Source organism: Holzapfeliella floricola DSM 23037 = JCM 16512 (assembly GCF_001436605.1).
Lineage (GTDB): Bacteria > Bacillota > Bacilli > Lactobacillales > Lactobacillaceae > Holzapfeliella > Holzapfeliella floricola.
Map to the genome: position 1 here is coordinate 1 of NZ_AYZL01000008.1, position 18,388 is coordinate 18,388.

Consider the following 18,388-nt stretch of genomic DNA (forward strand, 5'->3'; position numbering starts at 1 on the left):
TCAAGCAGTTAACATCCAAAAATAATTAAAAAAGAGCCCTTAGGGCTCTTTTTTTTATGCTTTGAATTTTTATAATATGCTCGTTTTAAAATAAAAATATAAAAAGCCCTATAATTACTATCTTTCAGTAATCATAGGGCTTTAAAAAGTTATTCTAGTTAGTATTTGAATGGCGATTGAAAAAGTATAAAGTAATTGGCAAAATTACATAGCCAATAATCATAGCAAATATAGCATAGAGGTTGAGATGTGAACCTGTTGCATCAGCAATTGAAAACTGTCCAATCCAATCAAACTTAATTAATAGAAAAACAGTTAAAAATAGTGAGATAATAGGAACAAAGACATCAGTCAGTATATTTTTTTTGGCAGTTGAGATTGTCTTTTCAGAATTTTTACCATAAAAGAACATGATAACTGATAATGGAACAACAATGAATTGTACAAAACGAGAAATTGTACTGATAATAATAATATTTGTCATATTGTATTGAAAAGCCATGGGGATAACAATTGCAATTACGATTGTGACAATAAATGAGGTTAATGGAATATCTTGCTTGTTACGTTTGGCAAAGATAGCAGGAATTTGTTTTTCTTTAGCGATAGCTTCAAGCACGCGAGGTGTGTGGAAAGATGAGGCTACGTTAATGCCAAACATTGAAATCAGTGCACCATAAAGCACAATATTTTTCACAATACCATTGTCAAAGATATCGACTAAAGCAACAACTTGATTACTGAAAACTAAGGCATGTGGATTAATCATCATCGAGATAGAGACAATTCCGATATAAATAAGTGCAATAATTAACATTCCTAAAGGCAAAGCCTTAGGTAAGTTTTTTTCAGGTTTTTGCATATCGTTTGATCCACTAGCTATACTTTCAAATCCATTTAAAGCATAGAAAGCAGTAATTGTGGCCATCACAAAAGTAGATGTATTAAACGATGAAATCAACGGCTGACCGTTTACATTTTGGAAGTTGTTCACATCCAAGAAGTGATTAGCACCGGTACTAATTAATATGTAAATTCCAAAAATAATGATGGTAAGTAAAGCGAGTAGTTTACCAATTGTTGATAAATTGTTGATGAGTGCAAATACTTTGGGGCCAAGCAAGTTAATTACAAGCAATAACAACATTAAAATAATAAAACCAAGTGTTAATAACCCGAAATTGCTACTATCTAATTTCATAATAGCAAGAACAGTCTTAACCACGCTTGTTGCCATTACTCCCCAAGCAATACTTGCTGCAATAAAACGCGTAATCCCAACATAAAATCCAACATTACGTCCAAAAGCTGTCCGCGAATAAGCGTAAGCTGCGCCACCTTTTGAAACATATTTTGCAGCAGAAGAAAATGATAGAGCTAGTAGTGAAGCAAAAATTGCGGCTGCAACATACACAATTGGGGTGTAAGTTCCAGCCATCTTGACGACGGAACCTGGTGAAATAAAAATTCCTGATCCAATGATTGAGTTGATTGTTAGTAGCACAATCGACCAAAAACCTAACTTCTTATTCATGATATACTCCTCTTATTTTGTGTGATTGATTAGCGATTTAAATAAATTATTCATTAATTGATATTTTCGATGTAGCATTTCCGGATGCCATTGAACTGCTAATAAGAAAGAATGAGTAGGACTTTCAAAAGCTTCGATAACGCCGTCAGGTGCTTTAGCAGATTTAACAAATGTGTCAGCTAGTTGATTAATGACTTGATGATGAAATGAATTAACTAGGGTCTCATTTGTTTTCAAAATATCAAAAAGCTTTGAACCTTGTTTGATTTCAACAGTATGAGATGGCATGTTAGGGTGTTTTTGTTGATCATGTTTAAGACTTTCTTCTAGGCGGTAAGAAAGATCTTGATGTAAAGAGCCACCATGAAAAACATTCATGATTTGAGCGCCCCGACAAATTCCAAGTACTGGAATTTGCTTTTCTTCCGCAAATTTAAGTAGTGTGAAGTCAAATTCATCACGCTCAGGGCTAATATCTCCTAATTTTGCTTTTGGTTCTTCGTTATAAAAGCGTGGCGAAACATCATGACCGCCTGATAAAATTAAAGCATCGACAGCTTCAATTTGTTTTTTAATAACAGATGAATCAGTGGTTAACGGAATAATAAATGGAATGCCGCCATTGTCACTTATTGAAGTAACGTAGTCTTCATTGACATAACTACGTCTGTAACCTGGAAAAGGTGCTCCTTCGTCTGTGATAAAACTTCCTGAAATACCAATAATTGGGTGTGACATAAAAATCCTCCTAATAGTAAAACTTAATTAATCATCTCAATAATAAGTGTTATACTTACTTTTTGCTAGTCAAATTTATTAAAATAGTCAAATTCATGCTTAATAGAATTGCGTTAAAGCTAATTATTAGTTAAAGTAGTATAGTAAAATATTAAGTTAGAACTTAGTGTTGGCTTTTTTGGGGGAGATATTGATGAATAAAAAAAGGGGAATAGCACTGATTTTGGTTAGTGTTGTATTGTTGGCTGTTGTTTATTTTGTGATGCCATCAACATTTTCAGCTAACGAAAACAGTCAAAATAAATCAAGTGAGATTATTCAAGGTAGTTATGCAGCTAGCAAGACACAAATGTCTTGGATGGTTTCTTATTATTACTATCCTAAAAATTTTCAAGAGTTAATTCAAAGTGGCCATTTAGTTTATAGTGGAGAGGTTGTGGGTGTTCAGCCAGCACCTTATGATAATTATCCGATGACGCTTGCAAAAGTCAAAGTTGATAAAATCATTCGTGGTGATAGTAATTTGAAAGGTCAAATTATCAATGTTTTATTTGCGGGCGGAGATATTAAGGAAAATGATTTCAAAAGTACTATGACAGATTCTCCTATCGCACCTTCTAACAAAACCATCACGGTTGAATATAGTGGGACGAAGCTACCAGAAAACGGTGATAAAATTGCAGGTATCATGAATAAAGCGTCAACTGGAACAAATGGTATTAAAGATGATTTCTGGATGTTTGTAGCACCAGGAAGCGTATTCTTTAAAGATGATGACAACTTGTATAAACGCCCCAAAGGTTTCAAGAGCCCAGATAATAATGATCAAACTATTAATAAATCCCTAACCCAACTAATTGAAGAAAAAAAGACTAGCTAGAAATAGCTAGTCTTTTTTTAGTACGACAACACCAAAAAATGATAAAAAGTATGGTACGATAAAGAAAATAAGGAGGATTTTAAGTATGAAAACATATCGTTCAACAGCATGGGTGCTGTTGTTTAATGCTGTTGTTAATATTTTGTTAGTTTTGCCAATGGTGTCAAACACTATTTCATTGAAAGGATTAACAGATGTTATTATTGCTTTGACGTCAGCTTTTGTTTTATACCAAAGCTACAAACATTATAAATTACGTACAATCAATGTGAGTTCGGTGTTGTTGATTATAAGTGCAATTATTAGTTGGGGTAATATTTTTATCGTTACACCTAGAATACCGTCTGAAGCCAACGCGTTGAGCTTATTACAATCACAAGATGCTAATTTGGTATTGGTGTTAGGAGCTATTGTTGGTGTTTTAAGAATAGTAGCGGTTGTGTTTGCGTTTATTGAATATCACAAAGTGATGAAACTAGAAAGAGAATAGGTAATCGTCTATGAGTGACAAAAGTAACTTGCCTAATTTTATCTTAACCAATGCTATTTTAGGTTTAGTTTTCTTATTATTACCGGGATGGTTACTGATTGTTGCAGCAGTTATAATTTTGATTATCAGTTTTGTATTACTTGATTCTGAATCAAATAATCCAAAAGTTAAAAACTTGAGTTCGATTTTGATGATAATGGGTATTGTTATTGTGGCGGGTGCAACATTATATATTATGATGAATGTGAATCAAGTCGCATCGTCATCGTTTACAGTATATGATTCACAGAATCCGTTTGAGACGAGTCCATTTGTACAACAAGTATCGGCAATTAAAAATATTCAAACAGCTAATTCAATTGATTTAATTGGTAGATTGATAACAATTGTCGCATCGGGGCTATACTTTTTTAATTACTACAGTCTCAAGACTGCAGTAAAATCAAATAATTTATAAATTTTAAAAAAGAAGATGACCACGTGGTCATCTTCTTTTATTCTAAAGCTTTCACGATTTCAGTTTCCATTTTTTTAGGAGAAGTCATCGGTGCATAACGGTGAATAAGTTGACCGTCTTTCCCAATTAAAAACTTAGTAAAGTTCCACTTGATGGCACCTTTTCCAGATTGCTCTTTCAAGTAGTTGATTAATGGATCAGCATCATCACCATTTAATTTTACTTTTTGGGTCATTGGAAAAGTTACGCCATAGTGGCGTTGACAGTAGTCAGATGTCTCTTGATCATTTTCTAGTTCTTGATGAAATTGATTAGAAGGCAACCCAATCACTGCAAATCCTGTATCTTTGTAGCTTTGATACAATTGTTCAATCGTCTCAAGTTGCGGTGCAAGCCCACATTTGCTAGCTGTATTGACAATTAATAGTACTTTTTCTTTGTAATCTGATAAATTGATAGGTTGACCATTCATTTCTGTTAAAGAAAAATCATAAATCGTAGCCATGTTAAAAACATCCTTTCTGATTCTAAGTGGCTCCTATTGTAATCCTGACGGTCTTTTTTGTATAGTCAAAAATTTCAAAAAAAACTTACGAGCAAAATTTTATTATGCTATTGTAATCTTTAGTGAGTTTAAAATAGAGGAGAGAGTTTAATGCCAAGAAATCATAAAGAAGAATTAATTTTTGGAACAATCATGTGCGGTTTAATGGTTCTAGGAATGAGTGCCTATAATTTAACTATTCATAATGCATTTGCAATTGATAGAGTATTAATTGGATTTATTCCCGGATTCATTGTTGCATTTATTTTAGATAATTTTATAGTTGGAATTTTAGCTAAAAAAATTACATTTAAATTACCACTTAACTTAGGTAAAAAATGGCAAGTGATTATCACTTTATCATTTTTCATGGTCCTAGGAATGGTAACTTTAATGTCTGTTTACGGTCTAGTTGCGCAAGGACAACTTCATGGTGATATCTTACCTAAGTACTTGAGAGCATGGGGCTTTAATTTTATTATGGCATTACCATTACAACTAATTATTGTAGGCCCAATTTCACGTTACTTTTTACAAAAAATTCAAAACAACTCGGATGCAAAAAAAGCTTAGATAATTTTATCTAAGCTTTTTTGCTACAAATGAAATCAAATAAAGTGAAATAACTATGAAGATTGTTAATGAAATTGTTTTTAGTGTGAAATGTTGTGGGATGGTTATTAAACGACAACCGACAACAAACACTATCCCAATGGGAATGATGTGCTGAAATAATCGATGATCAATTCTTCCAGTTATAAATTGTAGAATCACGAGTAATGCAAAAATGAAAAACATTTTTAGAAGCCTTCCTCGATTAATTGTTCGAGTTCATTTAAACGCTCTTCAAAGATAGCAAACGCTTTTTTCAAGTAGTCTGGTTTGGTCATATCCACACCAGCTTTTTTCATCGTTTCAATTGGGTAATCTGAACTACCGGATTTCAGGTAATTTAGGTAATTTTCAATGGCTTGTGAGTCCTGCTTCATAATGCCTTCTGAAAGTGTTGAAGCCGCTGCAAATCCAGTTGCGTATTGGTAAACGTAGTAGTTCATGTAGAAGTGCGGAATACGAGCCCATTCTAGTGCAATATCTGGGTCGCAAGCGACATCAGGACCATAGTAATGTGCGTTTAGTTCACCATAATAATCACTCAGTAGGTCTGATGTTAGGGCTTGGCCAGCTTGATCTTGTTGATGAATAAAATGCTCGAATTCTGCAAATTGTGTTTGGCGGAAAACAGTTCCTTTAAAACCATCTAAGTAATGGTTGAGTAAAAAGGCGCGTGTCTTTTTATCAGTTACTTGGTTAAGTAAGTATTCTGTTAACAAGTTTTCATTAGTTGTTGAAGCAATTTCGGCAATAAAGATAGGATAGTCGCCATAAACGTAAGGTTGGGTGTGGCGCGTATACCAACTGTGCATTGAGTGTCCTGTTTCGTGAACTAAAGTGTATAAGTTATCTAAATTATCTTGCCAGTTTAATAATTGGTAAGGAGGTGTATCATAAGCACCACCTGAGTATGCACCTGAACGTTTACCTTTGTTTTCGACAACGTCGATATAACGGTTGTTGAAAATCTCATCAACGTGTTCAAGATAATCGTCACCTAAAACGCTCAGCGCTTTTTTAGCTTCGACTTTTGCACTGTCATAATCGTAAGATAATTGAGGTTCACCAATTAGTGAAACGTACATATCATACATATGAAGTTCATCCACATCTAGTAAGTCTTTACGAAGTTTGACGTAACGATGTAGTAAAGGAAGATGGTTATTAACTTCTTCAACTAAGGTATCGTAAACTTGTGTTGGGATATGAGTATGTGATAAAGCTGCTTCACGTGCATCTTTGTAGTGATGAGTTTGAGCTAAATAATTATGGCGTTTAACTTCACCAGAAAGTGTTTGAGCTAGTGTGTTTTGAAACTGACCATAGGCTTGGTAAAGACCTTCAAATGCGCCTTGACGAATATCTTGATCAACAGATTCAAGTAAACGGCTGTAAAGGCCATTGGATAATTGAACCATATAACCCTCTTCATCTTCTACAAAGGGATATTCCATATCAGAGTTAGTTAAAACGTTGAACGTGCTGGCTGAGGCACCAAAAGCATCACCTGCAGCTGCAATGAGTTGTTCTTGCTTAGCATCTAATGTGTGTTCTTTTTCATTACGTGCTTCTTCTAAGAAATGAGTATAGTGCTTAAGCTTTTCATTATCTTTGTAGAACTGTCCTAATTCTTCATCAGATAGTTGAATTAAAGTCGGCACTAGAAAAGCAGTTGCTGCACTAACTTTAGCGGCTAAAGAGCCTGCCTTAGCATCAAAAGCTAAGTATTTTGCGTTATTAGTATCCACATCGCTATTCATGCTAGCGTAAACATAGATTTTTTCGAGTTTTCGCCAAGTTGATAAAATTTCGGTGATACCGTTTAATAAATTATCAGCTGAACTAATTAAAGTATCTTCTAAAGCCTCGATTTTTGGGATTTCATTTTCAACCTCGTTGAAAGCTTTTTCAAAATCATTATCTGTTTTAAAAACAAGCGATAAGTCCCATGTCAGTTCTTTAGGGACATCTTGTCGTTTTGGTAAATGTGATGCGTCACTCATAGTAAGTCCTCCTGTCGTATTATTAAGAATAGGGTACCACATATTCATTTAAATTTAATCAAAAAACTAAAAGATTGATAAATATCAGTGAAATCAATGCATTTAGCGTTAATTTTAGATAGAATAAATAAGAGAAATAGGGAGGTTATCTAATGAGAGATGATTATCAACGTAATGAGAGCTTAAAACGCACAAGGAAAACAAGAAAGAAAACAAAAATCACTCATATTCTAGCGTTAGTGCTAGTTTTAATAATTGTTATTTCAGGTGCTAGTTTTGCTAAAGTTTATTTACATGCAAAAAGCGCTATCAACCAAACCTATCATCCTGTTGATAACAAACAAACAACAGCTATTGAAGACCAAAAGCCAATTTCAATTTTACTTTTAGGGACTGATACAGGTGCTTTTGACCGTGGGGATGACCGCGGGAATTCAGATACTTTGATTTTGGCAACTTTGAATCCTAAAACGAATAAGACAACTTTAACTTCGGTACCTAGAGATATGTTGACAGAAATACAAGATGATAGCACGGGGATGCAAAAGGTTAACTCCGCTTACAATATTGGAGGATCAAGTCTGTCAATGAAAACCATTTCTTCATTAGTTAATGTCCCTATCGATTACTATGTTACGGTTAATATGGGAGCTTTAGAAAATATTGTAGATGCCATTGGTGGTGTTGAAGTTGATGTTCCATTTGCCTTTTATTATGGTTGGACACAGTTTGAAAAGGGTCCTCGAACATTGACGGGTCATGGTGCTTTAGACTATACAAGGATGCGTTATGATGATCCTGAAGGTGACTATGGTCGCCAAAAACGTCAACGTCAAGTTATTGAAGCCATTGCTAAGAAGGCATTATCATTAGATTCAGTTGCCAATTTCGAAGCTATCTTTAATGTTATCAAGTCTAATATGCAAACTAATTTAAGCTTCGATAATATGGTAGGATTGTTCAATAATTATCGTCATGCTGCTCAATCGATTAGTTCTGATTACATACACGGTAAAGATGCTTGGCTTGCAGGAGGCTCATATCAATTAGCGTCAACAGATGAACTCCAACGCATTTCAAATGCATTGCGTCAAAACTTAGAGCTTTCACAAGAAACGGTCGACAATACAGAGACCAAACAAAATCAATTAAATAAGCAGGTTGATTGGAAAGATTTAGATGCTGAATATAATTACACGATTTATTCAGATCAAAAGTTAAAAAATTTACCAAAAGCCAGTCAACAATCTCATTCATCTAGTGAAGAATGATTTTTATTAAGTAAAATAAAAAAGACTGGAACTTTCCAGTCTTTTTTGAATTATGAAACAATTTCTACTGTAGCATATAAGATACCTGCAGAAGGAATTTGATTATTTGGCATTGCAACGTCAAGTTGACGTGGATTTGAATAAGCAAAGGTACCAGTATCATTAACCGTTCGATACCATACTGTACCGTCAGACAATGTGATTTTTAGTTTCGTTCCTTTAGGGAAGACAGATAAGTTAGCGGCGACACCGCTGTAACCCATATTCGAACCCAAAACAGCAGGATCATAAAAACTAAGCTTGAATGTGCCTTGGTTTGAAGTTTGTTCAGCTGCTTGAGAAACAGCTGCTGGAGCTTGAGTCTGTGCAGCAACTTCTTGTTGGCGTTGTTGTTCTTGTAATTGAGCTTGTTTTTCAGCTTCTAAACGTTCTTGTTCTTTAACTTGGGCTTGGCGTTGTTGTTCAGCTAAAACATTAGCTTTAAATGTTTCTTTTTGTTGTTCAACTTGCTGATTATCATAATCAGTGATAATTTGTTTAGCGTGGGTCAATTCACTTACTAGCTGTTGATTAACCATGTAAGTTTGTGGTTGATTGGTTGCAAATACAGTAGTTAGACGATTACCTAATCCAATAATTAAAAATATTGTTAGTGTTGCTAATGTTATAATAATTGATTTTTTAGTGTTAAAAATAAGAATCTCTCCTTTATTAAGCATGCAGGTATTGAACAATATCTATTATACGTTATCATTATTGCGGACAAATGATGATAATGTTACAAAATGCGGTATAATTGTTACATCGAAACATTGTTGTAATATAAGGGAGCTGTGAATTAGAAAAGAGGAGTAAATATGAAGACAAAAACTTATTTTCCTATTATAATGGGTGGAATTGCCGCTCTTATTACGTTTATAATGGGACTATATCTTGCTTATCAAAACTTTCACTTATCTGCGGAGATTTCGTTGGGTATTGCAATCGTTTTGGCAATTTTGATGTTTAGTTTGACTTATATGAGAGCACAAGCCTCTTTGAAAATTAAGAAAATTGTTTTGAAATATAACTTAACTTCTGCAGAATTGGCACAGATAACACAAAGACGTGAACGTGATTTTCCAATCACAAATGGTAAACTACAATTAATTGTGCCCTATCGTTATTGGGCACAAATTTTGACAAAATTAGAAAAATACGAAAGAGAGCATCCAACTAATTAATGGCAGTTTTAACAATTAATAACTTATCACATACTTTTATCGACAAAGAAATTTACAGAGAGACCGCTTTACAATTAAATAAAGAAGACCATTTAGGTATTACAGGTCAAAATGGTGTTGGGAAAAGTACACTAATTAAAATTTTGACTGGTGAAATGACACCTGATGAAGGTGAAATCACATGGCAAAAGAATTTACACATTGGTTATTTAGACCAATACGCTAACTTAAAGCCTGGACAAAGTGTTCGCCAATTTTTACGTACAGCTTTTGATTGGCTTTATGAACAAGAACAAAAAATGCAAGGCTTGTACGAACAATATGCAACTGAAATGGATGATGAATACTTAGAAAAAGCGGGTAAACTTCAGACATTACTTGAAGAACGCGGTTTCTACGATATTGATACTAAAATTGAAGTTGTAGCTAGTGGGCTAGGTATTGATGCAATCGGGTATGAGCATGATGTTAGTCAACTATCTGGTGGACAGCGTTCTAAATTGATTTTAGCTAAACTATTACTGGAACATCCTGATGTTTTACTTCTTGATGAACCAACTAACTACCTTGATACCAACCATATTGATTGGTTGTCTGATTTCTTGAATAATTTTGCAGGCGCATTTATTGTAGTTAGTCATGATCAAGACTTTTTGGACAAGATTACTAACGTGATTGCTGATATTGAGTTTGGTAAAATCACTAAATATACAGGTAGTCTCGAGCAAGCAATGAAGCAAAAAGAAGCTAACCAAATTACGTACATGAAGGCTTTTGAAAATCAACAAAAACATATTGAAAAAACAGAAGCTTATATTCGTAAATTTAAAGCTGGTTCTCGTTCAAAAAGTGCGCAAAGTCGTCAAAAACAATTGAATCGACTAGATCGAATGACACCGCCTAAATTTAATAAACAAGCTAATTTAGAATTCGATTATCAACCAATTTCTGCTCGTATCCTAGTAAATGCTGCAAACTTAAAAATAGGTTATGATGGAAAAGCATTGGTTGAACATCCGTTTAACTTTTCAGTTGCAAATGGTGAAATTGTAGCGATTAAAGGGTTTAATGGTATTGGAAAATCAACACTATTAAAAACTTTACTCAACATCATTCCTGAAATTGATGGAGACATTGAATTAGCGCATAATGTCAAAATCAATTACTTTGAGCAAACACTAAAATGGGCCAATAAAAAAGATACACCACTTCAAATTTTACAAGCACAATATCCAGACCAAGAGTCAAAACACTTACGTCAAATTTTAGCGCGAACAGGACTGACTGCACAACAAGTGATGTCTGAAGTTGGTACACTTTCTGGTGGGGAACAAATGAAGGTTAAGTTAGCTAGTTTGATGAATCAAACTAGTAATTTAATGTTTCTTGATGAACCAACAAACCATTTGGATACTGCCACAAAAGGTGCATTAAGACGTGCAATTCAAGACTATGAAGGTGGCGTTATCATCGTTAGTCATGAGGCTGATTTCTTTGAAGGTGATTGGGTCGATAAGGTTATCGATATTGAAGCAATGAACAAATAAAAGGAGTTTCATCAAGATGAACAAACGCTATGTTGATATTGTTCTAAACACCTGTTTAATGGCAGGAAAAATTATGATTCAAAGTGGTTCAGAGATGTACCGTGTTGAAGATACAATTAACCATATTGCTAAAAACGCAGGTCTAAAAGATCCAGTTGTTTTTTCAACACCAACTGGATTATTCGTGGGTGTTAATCATCATCCCATTGTGCAATTAACACAAGTTTATGTTCGAACAATCAACTTAGAAAAAGTTCATCGTGTCAATCGGCTTTCTCGTGAATTTGGGGCTAGAAAAATCACTCTACATGAGCTACATCAAGGGTTACATGAAATACATGAGAATACACCGTCTTTTTCACACTACTTGAAAGTGCTATCCACAGCATTATTAAGTGCAACATTAATGGTATTATCAGTTGGCCAGTTTAACCTAGCTGAATTTTGTCTCGTACCAATTGCGGGAATGTTAGCGTACTCTGCTAATAACCTTGTTAATCGTTACACAAATATTAAGTTCTTGTCGCAAGTCATCGCTTCGATGGTTGTCGCGGCATTTGCAATTTTAATGGTGCGGCTATCTTTAGCGCAAAACATGGATGCATTAATTGTAGGTGGTGTTTTACCACTAGTTCCAGGACTTGCTATTATGAACTCACTGCGAGATCTTTTTGCAGGACACCTGTTAACAGGTGTTGCTCGTGGTATGGAGGCACTGATTACTGCTGCTGCAATTGGTGGAGGGGTGGCAACGGTTCTGAGATTTTCTGGTAATAATATGGGAACATTGTCCACTGCACTTTATCTACCATTTGAACAACAAGTTTTAATTAATATTTTATTTAGTTTCTTAGGAACAGTTGGATTTGCGGTTGTTGTTGATGTTCCAGCAAAAGCCTTACCTTATTGTGGTTTTTCAGGAATGTTGGGTTGGATGGTTTATTGGATTGGGACTAACTCAGGATCTGGTCATATGATGGCTTATCTATTGGGTGCATTTGCGGTTGGTATTTTAAGTATCGTTTTCGCAAGAACTAAAAAAATGCCAGTTATCATTTTCAATATTCCAGCCATTGTGCCGCTAGTTCCTGGAGTCACTGCTTATCAAGCTATCAGGCAAGTAGCAATCGGTGGAATTGACGAAGCAATTCGCTTGAGCTTCACAGTGATGATTATCACAGCTGCGATTGCGGTTGGCTTTATGCTATCGCAGGTATGTGGGCAGTTAACTTCACATATTCAACATAATTATTACGAGAAAAAATATAAGCTATAAAAAAAGCTGACGAATTTATCGTCAGCTTTTTTATTTGTGATTTATTCAAAAACCATTTGGTTATGATAAAGTTCACTGTAAAAACCATTTTCTTTAAGTAGTTCTTCATGAGACCCTAACTCGATGATATTTCCATTTCTAAGAACAGAAATTTTGTGAGCATTGAGAATTGTTTTCAAACGGTGAGCAATAACAAAACTTGTACGGCCTTCAATGACGTTATCCATAGCTGCTTGAATTTTAGCTTCAGTAACAGTATCGACGTTTGATGTTGCTTCATCAAGAATCAATATTTTTGGATTTGTGATAATTGTTCTAGCAATTGAAATTAGTTGTTTTTGACCAGCAGAAAAGACTGAATTGTCATCACTAATTTTAGTTTCATAGCCATTTTCAAGACCTTCAATAAAGTCATGGATATTTGCTTGTTTAGCAGCATCAACAACCTCTTCATGAGTAGCATCTGGTTTACCAAACTTAATGTTATCAGCAATTGTTCCAGAGAACAGTTGTGGATCTTGCAAAACAATCCCAACATTTTGACGTAAGTTTTCAAGATCCATTTCACGAATGTCAACGCCATCAATTGTGATGGCTCCTGAATCAACATCATAAAATCGGTTCATCAAGTTCATAACCGTTGTTTTACCTGAGCCTGTAGGACCAACTAATGCAACCATTTCACCACGCTTGGCTTCGATTGTAATGCCATGTAAAACTTCTTTTCCTTCAACGTAACTAAAGTGAACATCATCGATTTTTACGTTATCGTTTACACCATTAAAAGTCTTACCATTTTGTGGTCGAACTTCGTCAGGCTGTTCTAAAACTTCATTAATACGACGTGCACCAGTGATAGCTAGTTGAATCATGTTATAAAGTGAAGTCATTGTGATGATGGGTTGGTAATATTGTGAGGCATATTGAACAAATACCACAACTAGCCCTAAACCAGAAGCAACAGACATATTACCACTGAGGACTAGCCAGGAACCAACAAATGTAACAAGTGCCGTGTTAAGTAAAGCAAAACCATTCATTAATGGATATAAGACACTTGACCAAAACTGTCCTTGGAATGATTTAGGCCTTACTTCGTTGTCATTATAGTTTGTGAATTTTGCGATTGAATCTTTTTGAAGACCATTTGTAATAATAACCTTTTGACCTGCAATTTGTTCGTTTACGTACCCATTTAATTTACCAACTGCATCTTGTTGGGCATTGACATTCTTTTGAGCCTTCAAAATGACAACGGCAGCTAAAATAATAGCAACCGGTGTAGAAGCAATTGTTACCCAAGCGAGTGTGGCATCACGAGTAAACATAATCCAAATCATTCCGATGAACAAAGCGACGGAAGAAAAAATTTCAAACAACGCTTGATTCATTGCATTAAAAATATTATCTAAGTCTGATGTGTAAAGTGATAACATATCACCGTCTGAGTGAGAATCAAAGTAATTAATTCTCATTTTTTGCATTTTACCAAACAGACCAGTTCTCATGTTACCAGCACCGCGTCCGGATACTTGCGAAATGAGTAGTGTGCTGGCAAACATTGAAATAGCATATCCAACATAGAATAAAACCATCATTAGTAAAGCCGAGTGGAAGGCGTTTAAATTTGCACCAGCACGGGTGGCTGGATTCATCCATTCTTGTAAATAATTAGTCAAGTTAGTAATAGCTTGTCCCATGTAGATAGGAGCGTTAACTTGTAAATAAGTGGCAACAATAGTTAATAAAATAACTACAGCCATAATCCATTTAAAGGGACTAAGGTAATGCGCATAAAACTTTGCGGCACCTTTTAAATCTTTCATAAAGGTATTTCCTCCTCACTATTTATCTTCTTTTGCAATTTGTGTGTTATAAATTTCTTGATAATAATTATTATTTTTAACTAAATCGTCGTGGGTGCCAATTCCAACAATCTGACCATGGTCTAATACAATAATCTTGTTAGCATGAATAATTGAAGAAATTTTTTCTGAAATAATAAATGTTGTTGTCCCATTTAAATCACGATCAAGACCTTCTTGAACTCTTTTTTCAGATTGGGCATCTAAAGCACTAGTTGAGTCATCAAGAATTAAAATTTCAGGGTGAGAGATAACACCACGTGTAATTGATAGACGTTGTTTTTGTCCACCCGAAAAGTTTGCACTACGTTCTTCTACTTTTGCATCATACTTACCGTCAAGTTTTTCAATAAATTCAGAAGCCTGTGCAATATTTGCAGCCCACTTCATATCTTCTAAAGTGGCATTTTCATTACCCTGACGTAAATTTTCTGCAATGGTTCCAGAAAATAACGTAGAACGTTGTAATACAAAAGAAATAGTTCCTTGAAGCGATTTTTGGTTAACATCTTTAATGTTTTTGCCACCGACTTTAACGGTTCCTTCTTGTGGATCGTAAAGACGTGGAATCAATTGAGCCAGTGTTGATTTACCAGAACCGGTCGCACCAACAATTCCAACTTGTTCACCAGGTTTAGCTGAGAAGCTAACATCTTTGATGGTAGGTTCGTCATCCCCAGGGTAAGTGAAGGAAACATGATCAAATTCAACTGATCCACTAAGTTTTTCAGGGGCAACGTCTGGAAATTGTAAACCAGGTTTTGTTTCAAAAATTTCTTGTAGACGTTTCAAAGAAACAAATGCACGAGAAGAAGTGGTCATCATTAATCCAGCTGTGATGATAGCAAATAAGATTTGCATTAAATACTGGGTAAATGCATTGATAGAAGCTAGCATAGCTGGATTAGTATTGATAATATCACCAATTAAAAAGATTGAAGCAGCAACTGCTAAGTTCCCGATTAAGAAGAATGAAGGAATCAAAATTGAAAATAGGTTACCAATAACAATTGTTAAACCAGTCATGTCATCAGATGACTTACTAAATGTCTTGAATTGGCTGTCTTCTTGCACAAATGATTTAACAACACGCATTCCCATCAAGTTCTCACGAGCTAAGCGGTTATTGTTTTCAATGTAAGTTTGAATTTTGCCAAAGTATTTTCCCATTTTAGAAAATGAGAAAGCACAAACTAAAATGATAGCAATCATCATGACGATGATCATCCACCATAGTTGTGGAAGTGTCATAACAGCTAAAATAAATGCCCCAACAAATAAAATAGGCACACGCATAATTTGTTGCAAAAAGTTCATGACAATTAGTTGCACTTGGTTAATGTCATTAGTCATTCTCACAACTAAGTTAGCTGATGATAACTCTTCAATGTTTGAAAGTGAAAAGCTTTGAATCTTACGATAAGTAGCTTCACGCATATCTGCCGCTACACCTTGTGCTACTTTAGCAGCGAAGTAAGTGTTAAATACACCTGCTATGATACCAATAATTGCAAGTGCAATTAATTGCATCCCTAAGTTGACAACATTAGAGCGATCGCTGGAAATGATGGCACTAATCATATCTTGAAGCAAGTGAGGTTGCCAAAGTGTTGCAAATGCAACAATGATGACACCAAGACTTGCAAAGAAGATATCTTTGTTATACCGTTTTAAAAAAGGTATTAAAGTCTTCATAAAAAGTTTCCTCCTAAATATTATTAATTTATGGGTTAATAAGTATATATAGAAGACTTTACCACTTATTTAAAATTAGATGCAAGTAATTTGTCGTAAGAAGTTTAGGGGGGTTTTTAGTGGTTAAAACTAGCTTTAAATTAGCGCAAAAAAAAGATTTAGCTGAAGTTATTAGAATCTATAATCAAGGTGTTCTAACATTAAAAGCGGCACCTGATGTTGAAGTTGTAACTGTTGATGAAAAAGAGGAATGGTTTGAAGGACATTTAAATAGCCAACATCCTTTGTGGCTCATGACTGATTTGCAAAATCAAGTTATGGGGTGGGTAAGTCTATCTAAAATGTATGATCGCATGGTATATGATATCAGCGTTGAAATCAGTATTTATATCGATGAAAAATTTCAAGGGCAAGGATTGGCAACAAAAGCAATTACTTTTAGTGAAAATCAAGCTCAACAATTAGGGTATCGCAATATTGTGGCATTGATATTTTCACATAATCATCCCAGCAAGAAGTTATTTAAAAAAAATGGCTACAAACACTACGGTCAATATCCAGACATCGCGATGATTAAAGAAAATATTGTCAGCGTAGATATTTTTGGTAAGAAAATTTGAAAAGTCGATTAAAATAGATTATAATATATTTATGCGATGAGTCGAAAAAGTACAGCAATGTACATTTCAAGCTTAGAAGACACCTAGTGTTCAATCACAGCGCGGGAAGCGCGGAGTTGTAAAGCAGATGTGAACTGCTTTACACATTTTATTTTATAAGATGCTTCACTTTAATCACCTAACGTTTTTAACGTTAGGTGATTTTTTTTATTCAATTATAAAGGAGATGTAATCATGAGTGATTTTCAAAAAAATAGTATGATGGGGTTATTCTTAACCAGTTTACTAATCGCTTTAATAACGGAAACATTTTTAAATAATGCGTTGTTTGCTGTGATGCAAACATTCGATGTGTCAGCTTCAGTCGTTCATTGGCTGAGCTCTCTTTATATTTTGGTGTTAGGACTGATGATACCGACTTCGGCATTTATTTTTTATAATTTCTCTACGCGAGTAATTTATGTGGCCATGATGGGGTTATTTGCCATAGGTTCTTTAATTTGTTTGGTTTCGCCTAATTTTTATATATTGCTGTTAGGAAGGGTCTTACAAGCAGTTGTTGCAGGAACTTTAATGCCATTGGTTCAAAATGTCGTGTTAGTGATTTATGAAAAGAGTCGTAGACCCTTTATTTTTGGATTAGTCGGAATGATTATTGCAATTGGACCAGCCATTGGGCCAGTGCTATCAGGATTTGTTCTACACTACACTTCATTTAGAAGTTTGTTTTTGATAGTCTTCATTTTGAGTTTAGTCTTATTTAGCTTGGGGCTTAAATTAATTTTTGATATTAGTCCACATGAAGAAAGAAAACTAGACTTTCAATCACTGGCTTATTCAACACTAGGATTTGGGTTGTTACTGTCATCATTGTCATTGATGGGCGAACATCATCAAGTAGATATGATGACTTTATCTATGCTAGTGCTGGGAATTGTTATTTTGGGTGTATTTTGTCTTAGACAATTAACCATCAGAAATTATTTAATGAATTTGCGCGTACTTAAGGATAGAACATTTACACTTCCAATGTTACTAGCGTCTATTTGTAACTTCTCATTACTAGGTGTTGAACTGGTTATTCCATTATATTTACAACAAATGAATAATTTAGATGCCTTAACGACAGGGTTGATTTTATTACCTGGATCATTATTACTGGGTGTTATTAGTCCGTTTTCAGGGCGGTTATACCAAAAATTTGGTTATAAAAAGTTGGCAATCGTTGGATTTTCAATTTTGATTTTAGGAACATTACCTTACTTAATGATTGAATCATTATCATTAGTAGCTATTACAATCTTTTACATGATTAGAATTGGCGGGTTAGGATTGGTTTTAATTCCATCATTACCCCACGCTATGGAAAATTTGAATAAAGATTATACAGTCGATGGTAATGCTGTTTTTTCAACAATAAGAGAAATTGCGGCAGCACTTGGTATGACAATATTGATGACTTTATTGGCTTTAAGTCATTTATTGTCTTTTACGATAGCTATTGCTATCGCAGCAATAGGTTTACTAATTGCTCTATTTTTTGTTAAATAATTCGGATATTTAATCAAAAAACAGGCAAAATGGTCGTTTTTTTGGTAAAATAAACGTGTATTCAAAAATGTTTGTGATAAAA

Annotated in this window: 17 protein-coding genes; 10 read left to right on the plus strand and 7 right to left on the minus strand. The window is 34.5% G+C overall.

The window, feature by feature from the left end; genetic code table 11:
- Positions 1–154: 154 nt before the first annotated feature.
- Both FC86_RS01165 and FC86_RS01170 read right to left on the minus strand, forming a co-directional pair.
- Complete coding sequence (locus tag FC86_RS01165) at positions 155–1,534, minus strand: APC family permease (RefSeq protein ID WP_056974205.1); 1,380 nt, start codon at positions 1,532–1,534, stop codon at positions 155–157.
- Positions 1,535–1,546: 12 nt separating this feature from the next.
- On the minus strand, positions 1,547–2,272 hold the full coding sequence (locus tag FC86_RS01170) for a gamma-glutamyl-gamma-aminobutyrate hydrolase family protein (protein ID WP_056974206.1): 726 nt from the start codon (positions 2,270–2,272) through the stop codon (positions 1,547–1,549).
- Between the two features lie 193 nt (positions 2,273–2,465).
- On the opposite strand from FC86_RS01170, the gene FC86_RS01175 reads away from it, so the two are divergent.
- The 3 genes from FC86_RS01175 (at position 2,466) to FC86_RS01185 (ending at position 4,099) form a co-directional block, all read left to right on the plus strand.
- Positions 2,466–3,152 carry a hypothetical protein gene (locus FC86_RS01175; protein WP_056974207.1) on the plus strand — a complete coding sequence of 229 codons (687 nt, stop codon included), beginning with the start codon at positions 2,466–2,468 and terminating at the stop codon, positions 3,150–3,152.
- 85 nt (positions 3,153–3,237) lie between these two features.
- Positions 3,238–3,642: a hypothetical protein gene (locus FC86_RS01180; RefSeq protein WP_056974208.1), complete on the plus strand. Its 405-nt coding sequence runs from the start codon at positions 3,238–3,240 to the stop codon at positions 3,640–3,642.
- A gap of 10 nt (positions 3,643–3,652) precedes the next feature.
- Entirely contained in the window at positions 3,653–4,099 is a 447-nt protein-coding gene (locus tag FC86_RS01185) for a hypothetical protein (protein WP_056974209.1), read from the plus strand.
- 37 nt (positions 4,100–4,136) lie between these two features.
- Here the strand turns inward: FC86_RS01185 and FC86_RS01190 are convergent, their stop codons facing one another.
- Positions 4,137–4,604, minus strand: a complete 468-nt coding sequence (locus FC86_RS01190; protein ID WP_056974210.1) for a glutathione peroxidase — start codon at positions 4,602–4,604, stop codon at positions 4,137–4,139.
- A gap of 150 nt (positions 4,605–4,754) precedes the next feature.
- Between FC86_RS01190 and FC86_RS01195 the strand changes: the two genes are divergently transcribed.
- Positions 4,755–5,216: a DUF2798 domain-containing protein gene (locus tag FC86_RS01195; RefSeq protein WP_056974211.1), complete on the plus strand. Its 462-nt coding sequence runs from the start codon at positions 4,755–4,757 to the stop codon at positions 5,214–5,216.
- A gap of 227 nt (positions 5,217–5,443) precedes the next feature.
- On the opposite strand, the gene pepF is transcribed toward FC86_RS01195, so the two are convergent.
- Positions 5,444–7,258, minus strand: coding sequence for an oligoendopeptidase F (gene pepF, locus FC86_RS01205; RefSeq protein ID WP_056974213.1), 1,815 nt, complete (start codon positions 7,256–7,258; stop codon positions 5,444–5,446).
- 152 nt (positions 7,259–7,410) lie between these two features.
- Here pepF and FC86_RS01210 point away from each other — a divergent pair, with 152 nt between their 5' ends.
- Positions 7,411–8,529, plus strand: coding sequence for an LCP family glycopolymer transferase (locus FC86_RS01210; protein WP_082618814.1), 1,119 nt, complete (start codon positions 7,411–7,413; stop codon positions 8,527–8,529).
- Positions 8,530–8,579: 50 nt separating this feature from the next.
- On the opposite strand, the gene FC86_RS06705 is transcribed toward FC86_RS01210, so the two are convergent.
- The gene (locus FC86_RS06705; protein WP_420835995.1) at positions 8,580–9,107 is read right to left on the minus strand and encodes a hydrolase; all 528 of its coding nucleotides are present in this window, start codon (positions 9,105–9,107) and stop codon (positions 8,580–8,582) included.
- A 279-nt stretch (positions 9,108–9,386) separates the two neighbouring features.
- Here FC86_RS06705 and FC86_RS01220 point away from each other — a divergent pair, with 279 nt between their 5' ends.
- Genes FC86_RS01220 through FC86_RS06645 form a run of 3 tightly spaced genes read left to right on the plus strand, consistent with a single transcriptional unit; the run spans position 9,387 to position 12,575 of the window.
- On the plus strand, positions 9,387–9,752 hold the full coding sequence (locus FC86_RS01220; RefSeq protein WP_056974214.1) for a hypothetical protein: 366 nt from the start codon (positions 9,387–9,389) through the stop codon (positions 9,750–9,752).
- A complete protein-coding gene (locus FC86_RS01225) occupies positions 9,752–11,299 on the plus strand; it encodes an ABC-F family ATP-binding cassette domain-containing protein (RefSeq protein ID WP_056974215.1) in 1,548 nt (515 codons plus the stop codon). The genes FC86_RS01220 and FC86_RS01225 overlap by 1 nt, the downstream gene beginning before the upstream one ends.
- Positions 11,300–11,315: 16 nt before the next feature.
- Positions 11,316–12,575: a threonine/serine exporter family protein gene (locus FC86_RS06645; RefSeq protein WP_056974216.1), complete on the plus strand. Its 1,260-nt coding sequence runs from the start codon at positions 11,316–11,318 to the stop codon at positions 12,573–12,575.
- A gap of 41 nt (positions 12,576–12,616) precedes the next feature.
- Here the strand turns inward: FC86_RS06645 and FC86_RS01235 are convergent, their stop codons facing one another.
- Positions 12,617–14,401 (minus strand): ABC transporter ATP-binding protein, encoded by a 1,785-nt coding sequence (locus FC86_RS01235; protein WP_056974217.1) that lies wholly within the window; start codon positions 14,399–14,401, stop codon positions 12,617–12,619.
- A gap of 18 nt (positions 14,402–14,419) precedes the next feature.
- Positions 14,420–16,135: an ABC transporter ATP-binding protein gene (locus FC86_RS01240; RefSeq protein WP_056974218.1), complete on the minus strand. Its 1,716-nt coding sequence runs from the start codon at positions 16,133–16,135 to the stop codon at positions 14,420–14,422.
- A gap of 119 nt (positions 16,136–16,254) precedes the next feature.
- Here FC86_RS01240 and FC86_RS01245 point away from each other — a divergent pair, with 119 nt between their 5' ends.
- Positions 16,255–16,755, plus strand: coding sequence for a GNAT family N-acetyltransferase (locus tag FC86_RS01245; protein WP_056974219.1), 501 nt, complete (start codon positions 16,255–16,257; stop codon positions 16,753–16,755).
- Positions 16,756–16,989: 234 nt separating this feature from the next.
- Positions 16,990–18,306 (plus strand): MFS transporter, encoded by a 1,317-nt coding sequence (locus tag FC86_RS01250; RefSeq protein WP_056974220.1) that lies wholly within the window; start codon positions 16,990–16,992, stop codon positions 18,304–18,306.
- Positions 18,307–18,388 lie beyond the last annotated feature (82 nt).

Excerpts from the sequence above, each read along its gene's own strand:
- FC86_RS01195 (WP_056974211.1), top strand. The coding sequence starts at position 4,755 with ATGCCAAGAAATCATAAAGAAGAATTAATTTTTGGAACAATCATGTGC.
- FC86_RS01170 (WP_056974206.1), bottom strand. The coding sequence starts at position 2,272 with ATGTCACACCCAATTATTGGTATTTCAGGAAGTTTTATCACAGACGAA.
- FC86_RS06705 (WP_420835995.1), bottom strand. The coding sequence starts at position 9,107 with ATGGTTAATCAACAGCTAGTAAGTGAATTGACCCACGCTAAACAAATT.
- FC86_RS01190 (WP_056974210.1), bottom strand. The coding sequence starts at position 4,604 with ATGGCTACGATTTATGATTTTTCTTTAACAGAAATGAATGGTCAACCT.
- FC86_RS01225 (WP_056974215.1), top strand. The coding sequence starts at position 9,752 with ATGGCAGTTTTAACAATTAATAACTTATCACATACTTTTATCGACAAA.
- FC86_RS01175 (WP_056974207.1), top strand. The coding sequence starts at position 2,466 with ATGAATAAAAAAAGGGGAATAGCACTGATTTTGGTTAGTGTTGTATTG.
- FC86_RS06645 (WP_056974216.1), top strand. The coding sequence starts at position 11,316 with ATGAACAAACGCTATGTTGATATTGTTCTAAACACCTGTTTAATGGCA.
- FC86_RS01220 (WP_056974214.1), top strand. The coding sequence starts at position 9,387 with ATGAAGACAAAAACTTATTTTCCTATTATAATGGGTGGAATTGCCGCT.
- FC86_RS01235 (WP_056974217.1), bottom strand. The coding sequence starts at position 14,401 with ATGAAAGATTTAAAAGGTGCCGCAAAGTTTTATGCGCATTACCTTAGT.
- FC86_RS01185 (WP_056974209.1), top strand. The coding sequence starts at position 3,653 with ATGAGTGACAAAAGTAACTTGCCTAATTTTATCTTAACCAATGCTATT.
- FC86_RS01180 (WP_056974208.1), top strand. The coding sequence starts at position 3,238 with ATGAAAACATATCGTTCAACAGCATGGGTGCTGTTGTTTAATGCTGTT.
- FC86_RS01210 (WP_082618814.1), top strand. The coding sequence starts at position 7,411 with ATGAGAGATGATTATCAACGTAATGAGAGCTTAAAACGCACAAGGAAA.
- FC86_RS01240 (WP_056974218.1), bottom strand. The coding sequence starts at position 16,135 with ATGAAGACTTTAATACCTTTTTTAAAACGGTATAACAAAGATATCTTC.
- FC86_RS01165 (WP_056974205.1), bottom strand. The coding sequence starts at position 1,534 with ATGAATAAGAAGTTAGGTTTTTGGTCGATTGTGCTACTAACAATCAAC.
- FC86_RS01250 (WP_056974220.1), top strand. The coding sequence starts at position 16,990 with ATGAGTGATTTTCAAAAAAATAGTATGATGGGGTTATTCTTAACCAGT.
- pepF (WP_056974213.1), bottom strand. The coding sequence starts at position 7,258 with ATGAGTGACGCATCACATTTACCAAAACGACAAGATGTCCCTAAAGAA.